Origin of the sequence: Mycolicibacterium palauense (assembly GCF_002592005.1) — a bacterium.
Lineage (GTDB): Bacteria > Actinomycetota > Actinomycetes > Mycobacteriales > Mycobacteriaceae > Mycobacterium > Mycobacterium palauense.
Genome location: NZ_NVQF01000026.1, coordinates 40,357 through 60,865 on the forward strand (window position 1 = coordinate 40,357; position 20,509 = coordinate 60,865).

Consider the following 20,509-nt stretch of genomic DNA (forward strand, 5'->3'; position numbering starts at 1 on the left):
CCGTCTGGACGCCGCGCCGCATGGTTAGCCAACCATTACCCCAGCTAGCCCAGTAGACTGACCACCGACGGAGGGTGGCACATGAACGACCTGGTCGATACCACAGAGATGTACCTGCGGACGATCTACGACCTCGAAGAGGAGGGCGTGATCCCGCTGCGCGCCCGCATCGCCGAACGCCTGGAGCAGAGTGGGCCCACCGTCAGCCAGACCGTGTCCCGGATGGAGCGCGACGGCCTGCTGCACGTTGCCGGCGACCGCCACCTGGAGCTCACCGAGAAGGGCCGCGCCCTGGCGGTCTCGGTGATGCGCAAACACCGTCTGGCCGAGCGGCTGCTCGTCGACGTCATCGGGCTGCCGTGGGAGGACGTTCACGCCGAGGCCTGCAAGTGGGAGCACGTGATGAGCGAGGACGTCGAGCGGCGGCTCATCGCCGTGCTGGACAACCCGACCGTCTCTCCGTTCGGAAACCCGATCCCCGGGCTGTCGGAGCTGGGCATGGGCAACAGAGACGGGTCCGAGGACGCCAACCTGGTACGCCTGACCGAGGTTCCGCCCGGTTCGCCGGTGGCCGTCGTGGTGCGCCAGCTCACCGAGCACGTCCAGGGCGACCAGAGCCTGATCGCCCGGCTCAAGGACGCCGGCGTGGTGCCCAATGCCCGCGTCACCGCCGAGATCAATCCGCTCGGCGGGGTCACGATCGTGATGCCCGGCCACGAGAATGTCGACCTTCCGCACGAGATGGCGCACGCCGTCAAGGTCGAGAAGATCTGAGCCCGGGCCACCCCCGATCCACCGATCACGGCGCGCCGGTCCGGCGCGCACGCCGCGGCGGCAGGGACACTCCGATCCGTGCGGCCACCTGATACCCGGTGAGCGCGAGCTCATGGATCTGTAGCGGGTGCATTCCGGTCTGCAGCGCCCGGTCCAGCATGCCGGCCATTCGGTGGGCCGGCTGGCAGCTCAGCGCGGCCTCCAGGGAGATGCCGGCCAGGGGCCCGTCACCGCGCACATAGGCGAAGAACGCCAACAGTGTCAGCGCGTGGGCACGCCACGGACCCGGCAGAGTCCGGGCCAAATCCACCCACAACGCTTCCGCCTGATCGGCCCTCTCCCCCGCTGCCAGCGCAAACAGCACGTCCCGCACCATCTCGTCGGCCAGCGCCGCGGCCAGCTCGGCCAGCTCACCCTCGGAGAGCTCCGCACCCCCGGCCACCCGATCCGCGGCCGCGATCACCGCCCGTGCGTCCGTGCGCGCCGAACGCTGCGGGTCCGTACCACGCGCCCGGGCCCGCCGCCGCTCCTGTGCCCGCGCCGCGGGGGCCAGCCCGGCGCTGCGGTGCTCGTCGGTGGTGGCGATGACGGCCTGCAACTCGTCCCGGCGGCCGTAGAGCCGCCGCCCGTCGAGCACGGCCGCCATCGCCATCGGGGACGACGTCGGGTCATCGACCTGTCCACCACCGCAGCCGAAGAGGCACCGCCAGCGTCCGCCGACACCGACGCGGTCCACGACGTGGACATCCCACAGTGCAATGCCGTAGGCCTCCAGCTCGTCGGCCAGGGCGGCGGCGAGCCGGCGGTGGTCCTCGACGCACTGCCCGCACGGGCTCCCTTCGTCGTCGACGTCGTCGACGTCGTCGACGATGACCGCGACCACCCCTTCCGGCCGCGATCCGGCCGCCGCCGCGGCCAGTTGGGCGACGTCGTCGACGAGTCCCTCGAACAGGTCGACGCGCATCACCGCACCCAATCGCCCTCGTTCGATCAGCGCGAGGACCAGCGAGTGTTCCGGCACGAAACCCAGCACCGCGGGTAGTCCGGCGATCAGCGCCCCGGGGCGGTTGACGGTGAAGTCGGCGGGATCGGCGGGATCGGCGGGATCGGCGGGAGAAGCGGAGGAAGATGTCATGCCCAGACGGTGGCAAGCGGCACCGTCACGACGGTGCCGCGCGGCCCCGCCACCGTCGCCGACTGTGGATGCGGGTCGGACTGTGCATGGCCTGTGGATGACCTGCGCATCACACGGCCCGATTGTTCACGCGCTAGTGACAGGCTCGGCATGCGAGATTCGCCGGACCGGCGTACACAACTTACTCATGAGTTCCTCGCAGGAATACGACCTCGTCGTCATCGGTTCGGGTCCCGGCGGCCAACGCGCCGCGATCGCGGCGGCCAAGCTGGGAAAATCGGTGGCGGTGATCGAGCGCGGGATGATGCTCGGCGGTGTGTGCGTCAACACCGGGACCATCCCGTCGAAAACCCTGCGCGAGGCCGTCGTCTACCTCACCGGGATGAATCAGCGGGAACTCTACGGCGCCAGTTACCGGGTCAAGGAGAAGATCACCCCGGCCGACCTGCTGGCCCGCACCCAGCATGTGATCGGCAAGGAGATCGACGTCGTGCGCTCGCAGCTGCTGCGCAACCGGGTCGACCTGTTCGTCGGGCACGGCCGCTTTCTCGATGAGCACACGGTGCTGGTCGAGGACCCCGGCCGGACCGAACGGGTGACGGTCAGCGGCACCAACTTCGTCATCGCCACCGGCACCAAGCCGGCCCGGCCGGCCGGGGTGGAGTTCGACGAGGACCGGGTGCTCGACTCGGACGGAATCCTGGACCTCAAGGCGATCCCCACCTCGATGGTGGTCGTCGGCGCCGGGGTGATCGGCATCGAGTACGCGTCCATGTTCGCCGCGCTGGGCACGAAGGTGACCGTGGTGGAGAAGCGGTCGACGATGCTGGAGTTCTGCGATCCCGAGATCGTCGAGGCGCTGCGGTTCCACCTGCGCGATCTGGCGGTCACGTTCCGGTTCGGCGAGGAGGTGACCGCCGTCGACGTCGGCTCGGCCGGCACCGTGACCACCCTGGCCAGCGGGAAGCAGATCCCCGCCGAGACGGTCATGTACTCGGCCGGGCGCCAGGGTCAGACCGATCACCTCGACCTGGAGAAGGCCGGGCTGGAGGCCGATCACCGCGGTCGCATCTTCGTCGACGAGAACTTCGCGACCAAGGTCGACCACATCTACGCCGTCGGCGACGTCATCGGCTTCCCCGCCCTGGCCGCGACCTCGATGGAGCAGGGCCGGCTGGCCGCCTACCACGCCTTCGGGGAACCCACCAAGGGCATGATGGACATGCAGCCAATCGGGATCTACTCGATCCCCGAGGTGTCCTACGTCGGGGCCACCGAGGTCGAGTTGACCAAGGACGCCGTTCCCTACGAGGTCGGGGTGTCGCGCTACCGGGAACTGGCCCGCGGCCAGATCGCCGGCGACTCCTACGGCATGCTCAAGCTGCTGGTGTCCACCGAGGACCTGCGGCTGCTGGGCGTGCACATCTTCGGCACCAACGCCACCGAGATGGTGCACATCGGCCAGGCGGTGATGGGCTGTGGCGGCACGGTCGAGTACCTGGTCGACGCGGTGTTCAACTATCCGACGTTCTCCGAGGCCTACAAGGTGGCCGCCCTCGACGTGATGAACAAACTGCGCGCCCTGAGCCAGTTCCGGTCCTGACCTCACCCGCGCCGGCGTGCCGACGGGGCCCGGTGCGGCCGTTTCGGCCGGTCGGGCCGGCCTGCGACGGGTGTTTTCCCTCGTCGCGAAATCGGACCGCCCCCGGAATCCGGCCGGGAATCCCGTTGTTGAAATAACTGTGAACGACGTGTGACGGGTCGACTGCCCGGTCACCGTCCATCTGGGGGACACTGGAGGGCAACCCGCAGGCAATGCCGCAGGGGGCCACCACGAGACCCCGTGACAGTATCGAGGAGGCGAAGCCGATGTCCGATCACAGTGACTCGACTCACCAGGGCCCGACTCAGGAAGGCCCGACTCAGGAAGGCCCGACTCAGGAAGGCGCAACTCGGGAAGGCGCCGTGCCCGACCAGGACCCGGGCTATGAGCCCGAGCAGAACGGCATGTACGAGCTCGAGTTCCCGGCGCCCCAGCTGGCGGCCGCCGACGGCCGCGGACCCGTACTGATCCACGCCCTGGAGGGATTCTCCGACGCCGGACACGCGATCCGGATCGCCGCCAAGCACCTCAAGGAGGCCCTGGACACCGAACTGGTCGCTTCCTTCGCCATCGACGAGCTGCTCGACTACCGGTCACGGCGCCCCCTGATGACGTTCAAGACCGACCACTTCACCCACTACGAGGAACCCGAGCTGTCGCTGTACGCGCTGCGTGACACGGCGGGAACACCGTTCCTGCTGCTCGCGGGCATGGAGCCCGACCTCAAGTGGGAGCGGTTCATCACCGCGGTGCGGCTGCTGTCCGAGCGGCTCGGCGTGCGCCAGACGATCGGCATGGGCACCATCCCCATGGCGGTTCCGCACACCCGGCCGGTGACCTTGACCGCGCATTCCAACAACCGCGAGATCCTGGCCGAGCACACCCCGTGGGTCGGCGAGGTCCAGGTGCCGGCCAGCGCGTCGAATCTGCTGGAGTACCGCATGGCGCAACACGGCCATGAGGTCGTCGGATACACCGTGCACGTCCCCCACTACCTGGCTCAGACGGACTATCCCGCCGCGGCACAGGCGCTGCTGGAACAGGTGGCCAGGACGGGTTCGCTGGAGATCCCGATGTCGGCGCTGAACGAGGCCGCCGCCGAGATCCACGTCAAGATCGACGAGCAGGTCACCGCCAGTCCAGAGGTCGCTCAGGTGGTGGAGGCCCTGGAGCGACAGTACGATGCATTCGTTGCCGCCCAGGAGAACCGTTCACTGTTGGCCCGGGATGAGGACCTGCCCAGCGGCGACGAGATCGGGGCGGAGTTCGAGCGCTTCCTGGCTCAGCAGGCCGGCGAGAAGGGCGGCGAGAAGAGCAAGGACCCGTTCTCCGACGACAACGACGCCTGACCGACGCCTGACCGGCGCCTGACCCAGCCGCCTCCGGCCCGACAACGAAGTTGGCAACGTATGACACCGGATACGCACAGCCCGACCGATCCGGCACGGAAGTTGCCGCGGTGATGCCGGCCAGGACGTCCGGCCTCCGCTCGGTGCGGTCGGTGACGCCGACTCTGGAGTTCCGCACCATCCACGGCTACCGGCGGGCGTTTCGCATCGCGGGGTCGGGGCCGGTGCTGTTGCTGATCCACGGCATCGGAGACAACTCCACGACGTGGGGTCCGGTGCACGCCAAGCTGGCGCAGCGCTTCACCGTCATCGCCCCGGACCTGCTGGGGCACGGTTTGTCGGACAAGCCGCGCGCCGACTACTCGATCGCGGCGTACGCCAACGGGATGCGCGACCTCCTGAGTGTGCTCGACATCGAGCAGGTCACCGTTGTCGGTCATTCGCTGGGCGGCGGGGTGGCGATGCAGTTCGCATACCAGTTCCCGCAGCTGGTGGAGCGACTGATCCTGGTCGGCGCCGGCGGAGTGACCAAGGACGTCAACGTGGCGCTGCGGATGGCCTCGCTGCCCATGGGTGGCGAGGCGCTGGCACTGCTGCGGTTGCCGATGGTCCTTCCGGCGTTGCAGGTCGCGGGCCGGGCCGCCGGTCTGGTTCTCGGCTCGACCGGGGTGGGAAGGGACCTCCCGGACGTGTTACGCATCCTGCGCGACCTTCCCGAGCCGACCGCGTCGTCGGCGTTCACCCGCACCCTGCGCGCCGTGGTCGACTGGCGCGGCCAGGTGGTCACCATGCTGGACCGCTGCTACCTGACCGAATCGGTTCCCGTGCAGTTGATCTGGGGCGAGCAGGATGTGGTCATCCCGGTCAGTCACGCGCACCTGGCGCACGCCGCGATGCCCGGCTCGCAGCTGGAGATCTTCAAGCGCTCGGGACACTTTCCGTTCCACGACGACCCGGACCGCTTCGTGGAGGTCGTCGAGCGATTCATCGACACCACCGAGCCGGCCAAGCACGACCAGGCGGCCCTGCGGCAGCTGTTGCGCGACGGCATCAGCGAGGGCGCCATCTCCGGATCGGTCGACACCAAGGTCGCCGTGCTCGACGCCATGGGTTCGGACGAGCGCAGCGCTACCTGACCGCCGAGAGCCCACCGGCGGCACCGGCGGGCCAGTAAAGTCGGTATATGGATATCGACGTGACAGTGCTGCGCGTATTCACCGATCCGTCGGGCAACTTCGGTAACCCGCTTGGTGTCGTGAACGCCGACACCGTTGCGCCGGGCGACCGGCAGAGCGTGGCGACGCGGCTGGGTTTCAGCGAGACCGTCTTCGTGGAACTTCCGGGCCCGGGCTCGCCCACCGCGCACGCCCACATCTTCACCCCGGCCGTCGAGCTGCCCTTCGCCGGCCACCCGACCGTCGGCGCATCGTGGTGGCTCAAATCGCTGGGGACCCCGGTGCACACCCTGCAGGTGCCCGCCGGAATCGTGCAGGTCACCTACGAGGGAGACCTGACGGCCGTGAGCGCCCGGTCGGAATGGGCACCCGAGTTCGCGATTCACAACGTGGACTCCGAGGAGGAGCTGGCGGCCGCGGATCCCGCCGACTACGACGACGACGCCGAACACTATCTGTGGACCTGGGTCGACAAGGAGGCCGGACACCTGCGCTCACGGAGTTTCGCCTCCGGACTGGGCATCACCGAAGACGAGGCGACGGGCGCGGCCGCGGTCCGGATGACCGACTTCCTCAGCCGCGACCTGGTCATCACCCAGGGCAAGGGGTCCCGAATCCAGACGAACTGGAGCCCCGAAGGCTGGGTGAAGGTCGCCGGGCTCGTCGCCCTCGACAGGACGATCCAGCTGCAGATGTGAGCTCCCGCCCGGGGCCTCAGCCGGGCGCCGAGAGCTTGCGGTGCTGCCGCATGTCGCGGATCTCGCGTTCGAAGTCCTCCGCCGAGGTGAACGATCGGTACACCGAGGCGAACCGAAGGTAGGCGACCTCGTCGAGTTCCCGCAGCGGGCCCAGGATCGCCAGCCCCACCTCGTGGCTCGGGATCTCCGGAGACCCGGCCGCACGTACCGTGTCCTCAACCTGTTGGGCCAGCAGGTTCAGTGCGTCCTCATCGACCTGCCGCCCCTGGCAGGCGCGCCTGACACCGCTGATCACCTTCTCGCGACTGAACGGCTCGGTCACCCCGCTGCGCTTGACGACCGCCAGCACCGCGGTCTCGACGGTGGTGAAACGCCGACCGCACTCCGGGCACGCCCGGCGCCGCCGAATGGCCTGACCCTCGTCGGTCTCACGGGAATCCACGACCCGGGAATCGGGATGGCGGCAGAAAGGACAGTGCATGACCGCTCCTTCGCCGCATAGAGGGTGAGACCCGAACCTCACCGAGATTACCCGGGCCCGCCCGGGCGCGGCGATTGCCGTCACGTCCCGCACCGCCGGCACCTCTTCCGACACCACGATCTCTGCTCCCGGACGAGGCGTAGTCAGCCGATCGGGGCGATCAGCGTCTGGCCAGCGGTCAGCGCCACCGAGTCGAGTTCGTTGAGTTCGCGGATGCGCTCGGCGACCTGTGCCGCCGGCGCGTCGGGCGCGACCCGTGCCGCCAGATGCTGCAGAGTTTCTCCGCCTCGGACCTGCACCACCGCCAACCGATCCGGGACCGGCGCCTCGGCGCCGTGGACGGCGTCGCCGAACTGGGCCACCAGGCCCAGCCAGATGGTGATCATCGCGGCCAGCACGGCCAGGCCCACCGTCGCGGCGGGGGTGATCGGACGCTGCCGGTGCGGCCCCCGTGAGACCGCCACCCCCGTGGTCCGGTACCGCATCGGCGCGACCGGGGGCCGGGCGGGCCCGGGCCGACGCCGGTGCGACGCCGTGGACCGGCACGCCGCCCGACCCGCCGGCAGAACCCGCGGCATCCGTGCGGGATCGGCCCGCAGGGCGGTGGACCCGGCGCGGGGGTCCGCGGAAAACCCTCCGCGGGCCGCGCCGGCTGTCGGACCGCAGGCCGGGCCGGAGGCCGGGCCAGAAGTCAGGCCAGAAGTCAGGGTGCGCGTCATGTCGATTCCTTCCCAAATCAGGCGGATTGCCATCAGGGTTTATTCGCTTCTATGTTCGAACAGTAATCGCTCACGTGTTCGAATAAAAGCGCTGTCCGAACGTGTGATCGATTCGTTGCCGAACGATAGATCGGGGGTCCGACAAAAATCCCTTCCGCCCCATCCGCCCCTTTCAACACATCCGCCACACGAATCACTCGGCCGGCACACCCCGACCGTCCCAGCCCTCCCGCCGACACGCGTCGAACACATGTTTGATTATTGTCGGTACCGCGACTAGATTCGGCTGCATGGCCGAGAGCACAGACACCACCGGCGGCACCAGCACGGGCAGCACTGCGGGCAGCACGGCGGGCGGTGCCGACGCGAGCCGCCGGGACGGCTCCCCCGACTCGTCGTTGACCGAACGCCAGCGCACCATCCTCGACGTCATCCGGACCTCGGTGACCACCCGCGGGTATCCCCCGAGCATCCGGGAGATCGGCGACGCGGTCGGTCTGACCTCCACATCGTCCGTGGCGCATCAACTACGGACCCTCGAACGCAAGGGTTACCTCCGGCGGGACCCGAACCGTCCGCGCGCGGTCGACGTGCGAAGCGCCGACGAATCCCCGGCCACGCCGGTCACCGATGTCGTGGGCTCCGACGCGCTACCGGAACCCACGTTCGTGCCGGTGCTGGGCCGCATCGCCGCGGGCGGGCCGATCCTGGCCGAAGAAGCCGTCGAGGACGTCTTCCCACTGCCCCGGGAGCTCGTGGGCGAGGGATCGTTGTTCCTGCTCAAGGTGGTCGGCGAATCGATGGTCGACGCCGCGATCTGTGACGGCGACTGGGTGGTGGTGCGCCAGCAGAACGTCGCCGACAACGGCGATATCGTGGCGGCCATGATCGACGGGGAGGCCACCGTCAAGACCTTCAAGCGCACCGGCGGTCAGGTGTGGCTGATGCCGCACAACCCGGCGTTCGACCCCATCCCCGGCAACGACGCCGCCGTTCTCGGCAAGGTCGTCACGGTGATCCGCAAGATCTGACGGACCGGACGCGGCCCGCGGCGCCGCCGCCATGCGGGCCGTCGGGCCGGATCGATCGCCCGTCCCGACACCGAAACCGACTGCCAAGCCGGTAGTGCCGGTAGTGGGTGGAGGTCAGTGCGCGCGCGTGAATCCGTTGGCTTCGGCGAGTTCGGCGCTGGCGAACCAGATCTCGGCGGTCACCGACTCATAGGAGGTGCTGCCGGGGGTGTGGTAGGTCCCCGTGCGCATGCTGCCCTTGACCGGATAGCCCGCAGGAGCCTCATCCGGGTCGTCGAGGGGCAGATGAATCGCCGGTGCCTGTTCCTGCCCGAACCCGGTCTCCGACTCCTCGTACTGCTCGTACTCCTCCGCGAGATGGGCCGGCTGACCGCCGTGTTCGAGTCGAGAGAAGGCCACCCCTTCGGCGTGGTAGTCCTCGACCACCTGCTCCTCGGCGACGTCCTCGCGGCCCTCGGGCGGGGGCACAGCCCCCTGGACGGGCGTGAACAGTGACTGCGGGCCGGGCAGATAGTCGTCCTCGTCATCCCACCCCGGCTCCTCCGTCCACCCCGACGGCGCCGCCGAGGACGCCGCGGCGTGTCGGCCCGACGGCTCGGACCCCTCGGAGGGGATCAGCGTCGGGGCGGTGTCGACATCGTCGGGGTTCTCGTCCTCGTACTCGTCGTGCTCCGGCGCTTCGTGGGCACCGTGGTGGGTGAACAACTCCCCGGGCTCGGCCGCCGCGCCGGGAATGAAGGCGGTCGACGCCGCCCAGTCCTCGTCGGATTCCTCGGATTCGGCGACCCCTCCGGCCTCTGTGAGTCCCGCCTGGTCGGCCCAGCGGCCGCGCGAGGCCAGGTAGCCCACCTCGTCGTCCTCCCGGTCCTCCAACCGACCCCGATCGTCGCCGAGGTCGGCGCCGGCCGCCGACCAGCGTCCGTCCTTGCCCTCGCCCTCGGGCTCGCGTGCGGCCCCGGGTATGGCCCCGGAAGAGGCCCCGGAAGAGGTGTAGTCCAGGTAGTCGTCGTCGGCGCCGAAATCGGGATTGTCGAAATCCGCCCGGTCATAGTCCGCCCGGCCATAGTCCGCCCGGTCATAGTCCGCCTGGTCGTGGTCGGCCCGGCCACCCCGGCGGCGACGCATGAACAGCCAGGCCACCAGCGAGGCGACCACCAGGAAGGCGAGCGGGACGATCCACCACAGCCACCAGGTCTGCCAGCGCAGCCCCCCGCCGCCTTCGTCTCCGCCGGCGGGCGCCTGGGCCGTCGGCGTGCTGCCGGCGGGCACCTGCACATCGTTGAGGGACTCCGCGAGGTTGGCCGGATCGGAGGTGAAGGTGTTGGTCTTGCTGTTCCACGACACCTGCCCGCCGCTGAACCGCTGTGTGACGACATCGCCGTCGACCGTCTGGTCGGACACCGGTACACCCAGTTCGCCGGTGGCACCGCCGAGTTTCTCCCAGGCCGCCTTCATCGAGCCCTGCACGGCGACCGCGCGTTCGTCGGGCGTCCAGAAGATCACCGGCTCGCCGGCGCCGGTGAACGTCACGATCCGGCTGTTGGGGGCGCCGCCGTCCTGCTCGCCCGTGGCCGGGAAGCCGAAGTCACCGGTGGGACCGCCCAGGGCCTCGTACTTCGCCAGGATGTCGCCACTGAGGACGCTGGCACCGGTGTCCGGGGTGTAGAAGATCTTGCCGCCGGCGAAGTTCTGCGCGGTGCCGTTGTCGCCGACCGGGTAGGGAGCACCCTCGCGCGCGCCCAGCGGCCCGCCGGCTCCACCGGAGGCGCGGTAGGCCCGATTGATCTCCGAGACCGGGTCCGAGGGGATCTGCAGGCCGGTGAGCTGGTCGGCCAGGCCCGGCGGATCCGTGGTGAACTCCCCGGTGGCGTCGTTGTAGGTGACCTCACCGCCGCTGAACTTCTGGCTCATGGCGTCGCCGTCGTAGGTCTCGGCGGCCACCGGGACACCCAGGACACCCGCGGACCCGCCGAGCTGGTCCCACGCCGCGTTGATCGGCCCGCGTACCACCCAGGCGCCGGTATCGGGGGTCCAGAAGATGACCGGGTTGTCGCCGGCACTGAAGATGACATTGCGGCTGTCGGGACCGACGAGACCGGCCCCCTCGTCGATCTCCGGGAATCCCAGGTCGCTGTCGGCGGGGCCACCCAGCTCGCGGTACTTGTCCAGGATGGCCCCGTACATCATCCTCGCGCCGGTGTCGGGCGAGTAGAACACGGCGCCCCCGGCGAAGTTCTGCGCGAACCCGTTCCCGACCGGGTAGACGTCCCCGTCCTTGGGGCCGAGCTGGGAGTTCTCGGCCCCGGCCTCGGTCCATGCGGCATTGATGGCATCGGCGGCGTCGCTCTCCGGCGAGGCGAGGGCAGGCGGCGCGAACAGGCCCATCGCGAGGGCCACCAGGGCCACTCCCAGGGTCGCTCGTGCGAGAGGTCGGAACGGCCTTCGTCGTCGCATTGGGTATCGCTGCCTCGTCATGCCCACTCCCCGCGGTTGCCTCACGTGTGCCCGCATCCGACCGCGTCGGTTACCGATGCGGCGCTGACCTGCTCGCTGGCCGTTCAACCGTCATTGCGGAGACAATACCCATCGCGTAAGCAAATGCGGCGAAGCCGCGACGAGGCGTGCCGAATTGATCCGGCGGCGATCTGCAATGCGACCCGGAATGGAATCGGCACCGGAGCCGCTGCGGGATCCGGTGCCGAGACCGACGCTGACGGGTTCACCCCACGCCCTCATACGCCCAGGCTGCGGCCGATGATCTCCTTCATGATCTCGGTGGTACCACCGTAAATGGTCTGCACGCGCGCATCGAGGTAGGCCCGCGCGACACCGTATTCGCGCATGTAGCCATATCCGCCGTGCAATTGCAGGCAACGGTCGATCAACTTCACCTGGGCCTCGGTGGAATACCACTTCGCCATTGCGGCCTGTTCGGCGGTGAGTTTCTCGTCGAGGTGCAATTTAATGAATTCATCAACCATGATCCGCACCGCGGTGGTCTCGGTGGCCAGTTCGGCCAGCAGGAACCGGCTGTTCTGGAAGCTGCCGATGGGTTTGCCGAAAGCCTTGCGCTCCTTGGTGTACTGGATCGTCTCGTCCAGCACCGCCTCCATGGCCGCGATCGCCATGATGGCGATCGAGATCCGCTCCTGCGGCAGGTTCTGCATCAGGTAGACGAAGCCCTGCCCCTCCTCGCCGAGCAGGTTCTCGGCGGGCACTTTCACGTCGGTGAACGACAGCTCGGCGGTGTCCTGCGCGTCCAGGCCGATCTTGTCGAGGTGGCGACCCCGCTCGAAACCCTCCATCCCACGTTCTACGGCCAGCAGCGAGAAGCCCAGCGCGCCCTTGTCGGGGTCGGTCTGCGCCACCACGAGCACCAGATCGGAGTTGATTCCGTTGGTGATGAACGTCTTGGAACCATTGAGGATGTAGTGGTCACCCTCCTTGACCGCCCGGGTTTTGATGCCCTGCAGGTCGCTGCCGGTGCCGGGTTCGGTCATCGCGATCGCGGTGATCAGCTCCCCGGTGCAGAACTTCGGCAGCCAGCGCTGCTTCTGCTCCTCGGTGGCCAGCCTCAGCAGGTACGGCAGCACGACGTCGTTGTGCAGGGAGAAACCCAGCCCGCTGTAGCGCCCGGCCACGGTCTCCTCCACCAGCACCGTGTTGTAGCGGAAGTCGTCGTTGCCGCCGCCGCCGTACTCCTCGGGCACGGCCATCCCCAGGAAGCCCTGCTTGCCGGCCTCCAGCCAGACGCCGCGGTCGACGATCTTGTCCTTCTCCCACTGCTCGTGGTGCGGCGCGACGTGCTTGTCCAGGAAGCCGCGATAGGACTCGCGGAACAGTTCGTGCTCCGGCTCGAACAGGGTGCGCTGGTACTTCACGGCGTTGTTCACGGGGACCTCCGGCGAAGTTTGATCAAACTGTGGAATCTGCCCCGACGATATACCAACCGAGCGGTTGGTCGAAAGAACGGGGGGCCCAGGCACCCCCGTACACTTGCCCTCCATGTCCCCTCCATGTCCGCGGTGCAGACGGTGACGGGGTCCATGCCCAAGACCACACCCCAGCCCACACCCGAGCCCACGCCGGGGACCGGGGTGGACGACGCGGCGCCGGCCGGCCTGACCCACTGGGGCGCGTTTCGTGCCCGGGTCGAAGACGGCGAGATCCGCGCGGTCGCCGCGCCCCGGGACGACGCCGACCCCTCCCCTCTGCTGGGCAACCTGCCCGGAGCCCTGCGCCACCGGTCACGGGTGCGTGCACCCGCGGTGCGGCGGGGCTGGCTCGAGAACGGCCCGGGCCCCTCCACCCGCCGCGGCTCCGACGAGTTCGTGGAGGTGTCCTGGGATCGGCTGACCGACCTGCTGGCCGGCGAGCTGCGGCGGGTTGTCGACCGGCACGGCAACTCCGCGGTCTACGGCGGGTCCTACGGCTGGGGCAGCGCCGGGCGCTTCCACCACGCACAGAGCCAGGTGCACCGCTTCCTGAACCTGCTCGGCGGCTACACCTTCTCTCGGCACTCCTACAGTCTGGGCGCCAGCGGCGTGATCATGCCGCGCGTCGTGGGCACCCACGACGACCTGTTCAAGAGATCGACGAGCTGGGACGTCATCGCCGAACACACCGACCTGCTGGTGTGCTTCGGCGGCGTGGGCACCAAGAACACCGCGGTCAACCACGGCGGCACCACGGCGCATCCCGCGCGCGGGGCGCTGGCCCGGTTCCGCGAGCGCGGCGGGCGCATCGTGTCGGTCTCGCCGCTGCGCGACGATGTCGACGGTGACTGCCAATGGCTGCCGGCGGTGCCGGGCACCGACGTCGCGATCATGTTGGCACTCGCCCATGTGCTGGCCACCGAGGATCTGGCCGACCGGGCGTTCCTGGCCTCCCACTGCACCGGATACGCCGTCTTCGAGCGGTACCTGCTGGGGACCGACGACGGCACACCCAAGTCGCCGGAGTGGGCGCAGCAGCGGTGCGGGCTGCCCGCCGCGACCCTGCGCGAGCTGGCCCGGCGGATGGCGGCCGGGCGCACCCTGGTCACGGTCAGTTGGTCGCTGCAGCGGACACGCCACGGCGAGCAGGCACCCTGGATGGGGCTGACGCTGGCGGCGATGCTCGGCCAGATCGGCCTGGCCGGAGGGGGATTCGGCCACGGCTACGGTTCGATGAACGAACCCGGGCTGCCTCCGCTGCGGTGCGGCCTTCCGGTACTGCCGCAGGGGATCAACCCGGTGCGGGAGTTCATCCCGGTGGCCGCGGTCAGCGACATGCTGCTGCACCCCGGCGAGCCCTTCGACTACAACGGCCAGCGGCTGACGTTTCCCGACATCCGCTGTGTGTACTGGGCCGGCGGTAATCCGTTCCACCACCACCAGAACCTGCCCCGGCTGCGTCGCGCACTGGGCCGCGTGGACACCGTCGTCGTCCACGACCCGTACTGGACGGCGATGGCCAAACACGCCGACATCGTCGTGCCGTCCACCACCGCCTATGAACGCGACGATTTCTCGGGATCACGCAACGACCCGGTGCTGATGGCGATGCCCGCCCTGGCGCCCCCCTACGCCCAGGCGCGCAACGACTATCAGGTCTTCGCCGGACTCGCCCAGCGACTCGGCTTCGGTGCCGAGTTCACCGAGGGCCGCAGCGAGCGGCAGTGGTTGGCCCACCTCTACGACACCTGGGCGAGCCGCCTGGACTTCGAGGTTCCCGACTTCGAGGAGTTCTGGTCGGCCGGCCGGGTGCGCCTACCGGTGCAGGAGGGCCTGACCCTGCTCGCGGACTTCCAGGCCGATCCGGTCCAACATCGGCTTGCCACCCCGAGCGGACGCATCGAGATCCACTCGCCGACCATCGCGGGGTTCGGGTACGACGACTGCGCAGGGCACCCGAGGTGGTACGAACCCAGCGAGTGGCTCGGCGGCCCGCGTGCCCGACGCTATCCGCTGCACCTGCTGGCCAACCAGCCCGCCACCCGCCTGCACAGCCAGCTCGACGGCGGAGCCACCAGTCAGGCCGCGAAGGTGGCCGGCCGTGAGCCCATCCGGATCCACCCCTGCGACGCCGCCGAACGCGGCCTGTCCGACGGCGACGTGGTGAGAGTGTTCAACGATCGGGGCGCCTGCCTGGCGGGCGTGGTGCTCGACGAGGGCGTGCGCCGCTCCGTCGTCCAGTTGGCCACCGGGGCCTGGTACGACCCCGTCGATCCCGCCGATCCGGATTCACTGTGTGCGCACGGCAACCCCAACGTGCTGACCGACGATGTCGGCAGTTCCGCCTTGTCCCGGGGGTGTACCGGGGCCCACGTCCTGGTGGAGGTGCACAGGCACACCGGGCCCCTGCCGCCCGTGCGCGCCCACGAGCCGCCCACGGTGGTGACCCGGTGAGCGACACCCTGGCGGTGCGCGACCGCGGGCAGATCCTGCGGTTCGGTTTCGAGGACCTGATGCGCTACCACGGCCCCGGTTCGCCCGGCGGCGTGGCCCATGCATTCAAGGTGCTCCAGCGCGCCTTCGCCCTGCTGTCGCCCGACCAGCCGCCGCCACGGCGGGAGATCTTGGTGCGCACCGCATTCCGCGGCCCCGGTGCACGCGATGGCATCGAGGCGGTCACCCGTGCGGTGACCGACGGCCGGTTCCGCGTCGACCGCGGCCTGCAGCGCCCCGACCGCGGGCGGTTGCTGGAGGATTTCGTCTTCGACATCGGCATCGGAGACCGCAGCGTGACGCTGGTGCTGCGCGACGGGTATGTCACCGAGGAGTTCATCGACCTGGCCAGGACCGAAAACCGCACCGCGGCACAGGAATCCCGGCTCGACGAGCTGAAGGCCCGGCTGGCCCGCACGGTGATGGCGGCGCCCGCCGAGGAGGTCTACGAGCCGGCCGCCCCCCCGGGGTGATCGAGCCGGGGCGCCACCAGATCCAGGAAGGAGTCGGCCACCCGGTACACGTCGGCCATCGGCAGCCCACGCAGTATGGCACCGGTGAGCATCGTGTTGATGATGCCCCACAACATGATCGCGGTGTCGGAGGCCGCCGGCTCGCCCAGCGCGGTGAAGTCCCGTGCCAGCGAACCGACCGCCGCGTCAGCGAATTCGGCCATCAACTGTTGGGCATTGGGGTCGGTGGTGTTCTGCAGCAGCTGGCAGATCTTGAAGAACCCCGGCCACTTCTCGAAGCTGGCGATGATCGCGCGGATCTTGGCGCGCAACTGGGCCTGCGTCGGGGGTGAGTCACGGCCGGGGTCACCGAAGACCGGTCGGGCCCACTCCTGAAGGACCGCCGCATAGACATGCTCCTTGGAGGAGAAGTACCGGTAGAGCGTTCCCAGGGCGACGTCGGCCCGCTCGGCGACGTCGCGCATCTGGATCTGGTCGTAGTCGTGTTCCTTCAGGGCCGCCAGGGCCGCGCCGACGATGCGCGAGCGACGGGCTCGCTTGTAGTCGGGCAGATCCGAAGCGGCGCGCTCAGACATCACCGCTCCAGTGTGACCGGGGCGGTTCGGGGTTCCGACGCGGTGTTCACCCACGCTTGTCCCCGGGTCATTTTCTGGGCAGTCCGAGAATCATCGTCGCGATGACGTTGAGCTGAATCTCCATGGTGCCGCCCCCGATCAGTTCGGCGGGCAGCTGCAGCGTGTGCGCGAGCGGGGTCTGCGCACCGGCGTCGACGAGGCCCGCGCGTCCGGACAGGTCCAGCGCGTGCGTGGAGATCTGGCGCAGCACCCGGCCGGTCGCCACCTTGGCCAGGCTGGTGGCCGGCCCGGGCGCGTGCCCGGCGAGCCGGCTCAGGATATCCCGCAGACCCAGCGCCGAGACCGCGTTGGTGGCCGCCCGGACCTCCCCCAGGACGCGGCGCAGGTCGTGCAGGTCCACCCCGGGCCGGCCGGCCAGGTCGCGCAGCACCGCCTCCCGATCGTTGTTGAGGTAGCCGCTGATGGCGGCCCGTTCGCTGGCCATCGTCGCCAGCGCCAGCGACCAACCCTCGCCCGGCGCCCCCACCAGCATGTCGTCGGGAACGAAGACGTCGTCGAGGAACACCTCGTTGAAGTGGGCGTCGCCCGTGGCGGTGCGCAGCGGCCGCACGGTGATGCCCGGTGCACCCATGTCGACCAGGAAGTAGCCGATGCCTCGATGTTTGTTGGACCCCGCGGCGGATGTGGCCGGCTCCGCGTCGGTGCGGGCCAGCAGCGCACCGAAGTCGGCGGTGTGCGCCGAGGAAGGTCCACACCTTCTGCCCGTTGATCCGCCAGCCGCTCTCGACTCGCGTGGCGCTGGTCCGCAGCGAGGCCAGATCCGAACCCGCGCCCGGCTCGCTGAACAGCTGGCACCAGGCGAGGGTGCCCCGCAGAATCGCGTCGGCGAAGCGGTCCTTCTGCGCCGGCGAACCGAACGACAGGATGGTGGGCAGGATCCACTCGGCGATACCCAGTGAGGGCCGGACGATCTCGGGACGCTTGTCGAATTCCTCGTTGATGATCAGCTGCTGGACCGGCGTGGCGTCCAGGCCCCACGGTGCCGGCAGGTGCGGTGCCAGCAGTCCTCCCGCCGCGAGCGCGTCACGCTGCGGGCCGCTGTAGAGGTTGAGGTGGTCGGGGCTCTGGCGACCGGGAGTGTCGTTGCGCAGGGCCGCGGCACGGTCGAGAACCTCGGCGACCCGGGCGCGAAACTCCGCCTCGACATCGGGCAGCTCCACCGTGAAATCCCGGGGCTCCGCCGAGGGGTCCCCGAGCTCGCGGGCCCAGACCGCCGCCGGGGCGACGGCCGCGGCGAGGCTGATCGCGCGACGCCAATACAGGTGCAGGTCGTGTTCCCACGTGTATCCGATCGCCCCGAACATGGTCAGCGCGTTCAGCGCGAGGTCGGGCAGCGCGGCCACCGCGACCAACGCCGCCCCGGCGGCGGCGGCCTGGCGCTGCGCACGCGGCTGACCCTGGGCGCGCACGGCGTCCCAGGCTGCCGCCGCGGCCAGTTCGCTGTCCAGGTACAGCGTCGCCGCCTTGTGCTGCAGGGCCTGAAACGCCCCGATTGGCTTCCCGAACTGCTCTCTGACCTTCAGGTGGGCGACGGCGTTCTCGGCACACCACCGGGCGATGCCCGCGGCCTCGGCGGCCATCAGCGCGGCGGCGGTGCTGCGCACCGCCGCCGAGTCGAGGCCCTCGACGACCGCGGCACTGCCGGCCGCGTGGTCTCGGGCATGCAGCGTGCCGACGTCCCGGGTCAGATCCGTCGACGCCTCGACGCTGACGTGCAGGCCCGCGGCGCCGGGGTCGAGCACGAACCACATCTCGGCGCCGCTGGGGGTACGCGCCGGCACCAGTACCCGTTGGGCCGCGCACACCCCGATCCCGGGTCCGACCGCCCCGGTCAGCGCCCAGCCTCCGTCCACGGGGCGGGCCGCCAACTCGCCCGCACCCGGGGCGAGGACCGCCGCGGTGCGACCCGACGCGATATCGGCCAGCAGCGTCGCGGCGGCCGGTCCGTCTCCGCAACCGGTCGCCACGGCGCCCGCGATCACAGTGGGCAGCAGGGGGCCGGGCAGCAGGCCGTGACCGGCCGCCTCGATCACGCAGGCCACGTCCGCTAGCCGCCCGCCCTGACCACCCGCTTCCTCGGGCAGGTGCACCGCATGGAAGCCCTGGCCGACGAGGGCGTCCCAGAATGCGGGCAGAGCGCCGGCGGCCATCTCGCCGGCGTGCTCCCGGGTCTGCGAGATCGTGGCGTTGCGGGCCACGAATCCCGTCATCGCCTCGCCGAGGGCGACCTGCTCGTCGGTGAGCGCCACACCCATGCCGCGACTCCCCTATCGCCTGGCGGTGTAGCGCAGCAGCGTGACACCGTCGTCGGGGCAGTCGGCGAACACCGGTGTCACCGCCATGCCCACGGTCAGCTCGTCGGGGTCGACGCCGACGAGTTCGGTCGCGAAGCGGGGCCCCTCCTCCCACTGCACCACCGCCGGCAGCTGCGGCACGGTGTCGGCGAACTGGGGAGCCACCGGCCGCTGCGCCACGGCGAAACTGACCAGCGTCCCGGCCCCGGAGATCCGGCGCCACTGCAGGTCGTCGGCCAGGGTTCCCGGTGCCAGCACCCGGGGATAGAACACGAAGCGCTGCAGCGAGGGCGAGTACTGGATCCACACCTCGTGGCGGCGCAGCCCATCCCAGTACGGCCGCGACACCGGGGTCGGCAGCGGAACCGGGCGCCTCATCGGGGCACCTGCGTCGTCCGTGTCATCCGTCCGTGTCATCCGTCCAGGTCATCCGTCCAGCCTTTCTCCCACCAGCACCAGGGCGCCTAATCGCCCACCAGCACCAGGGCTTCCTGCTCACTGAGCACCCCGCCGTTGCCCGATACGAACGCCCGGTTGCAGTCGGGCACCTGGGTCGCTCCGGAGCGCCCCATCAGCTGGCGGGTGGCGTCGCAGACGTGGTGCATACCGCCGGCGTTGCCGGGTTGGCCGTAGCCGAGTTGGCCGCCGGCGGTGTTCATCGGGAAGTCGCCCCGAAACGTCAGGTCGTGGTCGGTGACGAACTGCATTCCCTTGCCCTTGTCACAGAAGCCCGCGTCCTCGAGGGTCAGCAGCGCGGTGATCGTGTAGCAGTCGTAGATCGAGACCATGTCCATGTCGGCGGGGCCCAGCCCGGCCATGCCGAAGGCCCGTGCGGCGACCTTCACCATCGGTGTGGTCAGCGGGTCCTCGGCGTACACCGGGGACTTGTAGGGCACTCGCTCACCGAATCCCCGGATCCACACCGGGCGGTTGCGGCTCTGGCGCGCGAGGCGCTCGTTGGTGACCAGCACCGCCGAGCCGCCCATGCACGGCATGACGATCTCGAGCATGTGCAGCGGCGAGGCGATCACCGGGCTGGCAAGCACGTCCTCGACACCGATCGGCGTGTCGCGGAACACCGCGCCGGGCGTGTGGTTGGCGTTGACACGCTGATCGACCACGATCTTGGCCATCGCCCGCTCGTCGTAACCGTAAGCGGCCGCGTACATCTGAGCGACCTGGGCGTACGGGCCGTTCTGGCCGAGGTAACCGTAGGGGATCTCGAACTCGGCCTGCGGAGAGCCGTACCGGAAACTGGAGGCCCCGAAGTAGAGCGCGTCGCCCATGTTCAGGGGGCGGTCCTCGTGCGTCGGGGTGACGAAGTTGGCGGGAATGGCGCACAGCACGGCCTGGCAGATGCCCAGTTCGATGGCGGCCGCGGCCCGCCACACCATGGCCGCGGCGCTGGCCCCGCCCAGGTCGACGTACTCGGCGAAGTCGACCGTGAGCCCGAGGTACTCCACCACGGTCGAGGGCACGAAGATCTCCGACTCGAAGACGCCGGTGGTCACCAGGCCGTCGACCTGCTCGGCGCGCAACCCCGCGTCGGCCACGGCCGCGGCCGCCAACCTCGCCCACTGCTCGATGGTGAACTCCGGCGGACCGCTCGGTTTACGCACCGCGGGCAGCTCGTGGAATCCGACGATCGCCGCTTCGCCCCGCAAACCCATCGGTGACCGTTCCCTTCCTCGCACCCCGCCCGACGGGCAGCGTA

The 20,509-nt window shown here is 69.7% G+C and carries 16 protein-coding genes and 1 pseudogene; 8 read left to right on the plus strand and 9 right to left on the minus strand.

Features of this window, described 5'->3' with window-relative positions; all coding sequences use genetic code 11:
* Window positions 1-81 precede the first annotated feature (81 nt).
* Complete coding sequence (locus CSR00_RS12840; protein WP_099022788.1) at window positions 82-774, plus strand: iron-dependent transcriptional repressor DtxR; 693 nt, start codon at window positions 82-84, stop codon at window positions 772-774.
* Between the two features lie 25 nt (window positions 775-799).
* Here CSR00_RS12840 and CSR00_RS12845 read toward each other — a convergent pair whose 3' ends face one another.
* Entirely contained in the window at window positions 800-1,909 is a 1,110-nt protein-coding gene (locus CSR00_RS12845) for a DUF4192 domain-containing protein (protein WP_099022789.1), read from the minus strand.
* A gap of 187 nt (window positions 1,910-2,096) precedes the next feature.
* Here CSR00_RS12845 and sthA point away from each other — a divergent pair, with 187 nt between their 5' ends.
* The 4 genes from sthA (at window position 2,097) to CSR00_RS12865 (ending at window position 6,734) form a co-directional block, all read left to right on the plus strand.
* Window positions 2,097-3,512: a Si-specific NAD(P)(+) transhydrogenase gene (gene sthA, locus CSR00_RS12850; RefSeq protein WP_099022790.1), complete on the plus strand. Its 1,416-nt coding sequence runs from the start codon at window positions 2,097-2,099 to the stop codon at window positions 3,510-3,512.
* Between the two features lie 404 nt (window positions 3,513-3,916).
* A complete protein-coding gene (locus CSR00_RS12855) occupies window positions 3,917-4,861 on the plus strand; it encodes a proteasome assembly chaperone family protein (protein ID WP_245905983.1) in 945 nt (314 codons plus the stop codon).
* Window positions 4,862-4,974: 113 nt separating this feature from the next.
* On the plus strand, window positions 4,975-5,997 hold the full coding sequence (locus CSR00_RS12860) for an alpha/beta fold hydrolase (RefSeq protein WP_099022791.1): 1,023 nt from the start codon (window positions 4,975-4,977) through the stop codon (window positions 5,995-5,997).
* Between the two features lie 47 nt (window positions 5,998-6,044).
* Window positions 6,045-6,734 (plus strand): PhzF family protein, encoded by a 690-nt coding sequence (locus CSR00_RS12865; protein WP_099022792.1) that lies wholly within the window; start codon window positions 6,045-6,047, stop codon window positions 6,732-6,734.
* Window positions 6,735-6,750: 16 nt separating this feature from the next.
* Here the strand turns inward: CSR00_RS12865 and nrdR are convergent, their stop codons facing one another.
* Together nrdR and CSR00_RS12875 are read right to left on the minus strand one after the other, a co-directional pair.
* Window positions 6,751-7,215 carry a transcriptional regulator NrdR gene (nrdR, locus tag CSR00_RS12870; protein ID WP_099022793.1) on the minus strand — a complete coding sequence of 155 codons (465 nt, stop codon included), beginning with the start codon at window positions 7,213-7,215 and terminating at the stop codon, window positions 6,751-6,753.
* Between the two features lie 143 nt (window positions 7,216-7,358).
* Window positions 7,359-7,793 (minus strand): LysM peptidoglycan-binding domain-containing protein, encoded by a 435-nt coding sequence (locus CSR00_RS12875; protein ID WP_141564350.1) that lies wholly within the window; start codon window positions 7,791-7,793, stop codon window positions 7,359-7,361.
* Between the two features lie 431 nt (window positions 7,794-8,224).
* Between CSR00_RS12875 and lexA the strand changes: the two genes are divergently transcribed.
* Complete coding sequence (gene lexA, locus CSR00_RS12880) at window positions 8,225-8,965, plus strand: transcriptional repressor LexA (RefSeq protein ID WP_176562042.1); 741 nt, start codon at window positions 8,225-8,227, stop codon at window positions 8,963-8,965.
* Window positions 8,966-9,079: 114 nt separating this feature from the next.
* Here lexA and CSR00_RS12885 read toward each other — a convergent pair whose 3' ends face one another.
* Window positions 9,080-11,350, minus strand: a complete 2,271-nt coding sequence (locus tag CSR00_RS12885) for an LGFP repeat-containing protein (RefSeq protein WP_456093786.1) — start codon at window positions 11,348-11,350, stop codon at window positions 9,080-9,082.
* Window positions 11,351-11,697: 347 nt separating this feature from the next.
* A complete protein-coding gene (locus CSR00_RS12890) occupies window positions 11,698-12,858 on the minus strand; it encodes an acyl-CoA dehydrogenase family protein (protein WP_099022795.1) in 1,161 nt (386 codons plus the stop codon).
* A gap of 153 nt (window positions 12,859-13,011) precedes the next feature.
* On the opposite strand from CSR00_RS12890, the gene CSR00_RS12895 reads away from it, so the two are divergent.
* The gene (locus tag CSR00_RS12895) at window positions 13,012-15,354 is read left to right on the plus strand and encodes a molybdopterin guanine dinucleotide-containing S/N-oxide reductase (RefSeq protein WP_099022796.1); all 2,343 of its coding nucleotides are present in this window, start codon (window positions 13,012-13,014) and stop codon (window positions 15,352-15,354) included.
* Window positions 15,351-15,866: a hypothetical protein gene (locus tag CSR00_RS12900; RefSeq protein ID WP_099022797.1), complete on the plus strand. Its 516-nt coding sequence runs from the start codon at window positions 15,351-15,353 to the stop codon at window positions 15,864-15,866. The genes CSR00_RS12895 and CSR00_RS12900 overlap by 4 nt, the downstream gene beginning before the upstream one ends.
* Here CSR00_RS12900 and CSR00_RS12905 read toward each other — a convergent pair.
* The 4 genes and pseudogenes from CSR00_RS12905 to CSR00_RS12920 all read right to left on the minus strand — a co-directional run bounded on the left by CSR00_RS12905 (window position 15,839) and on the right by CSR00_RS12920 (window position 20,465).
* Complete coding sequence (locus CSR00_RS12905) at window positions 15,839-16,441, minus strand: TetR/AcrR family transcriptional regulator (protein ID WP_099022798.1); 603 nt, start codon at window positions 16,439-16,441, stop codon at window positions 15,839-15,841. The genes CSR00_RS12900 and CSR00_RS12905 overlap by 28 nt on opposite strands.
* 67 nt (window positions 16,442-16,508) lie before the next feature.
* Window positions 16,509-18,756 (minus strand): annotated as a pseudogene (locus CSR00_RS12910) (acyl-CoA dehydrogenase family protein).
* A gap of 12 nt (window positions 18,757-18,768) precedes the next feature.
* A complete protein-coding gene (locus tag CSR00_RS12915; RefSeq protein WP_099022799.1) occupies window positions 18,769-19,173 on the minus strand; it encodes a Zn-ribbon domain-containing OB-fold protein in 405 nt (134 codons plus the stop codon).
* Between the two features lie 86 nt (window positions 19,174-19,259).
* Entirely contained in the window at window positions 19,260-20,465 is a 1,206-nt protein-coding gene (locus CSR00_RS12920; protein ID WP_099022800.1) for a thiolase family protein, read from the minus strand.
* Window positions 20,466-20,509 lie beyond the last annotated feature (44 nt).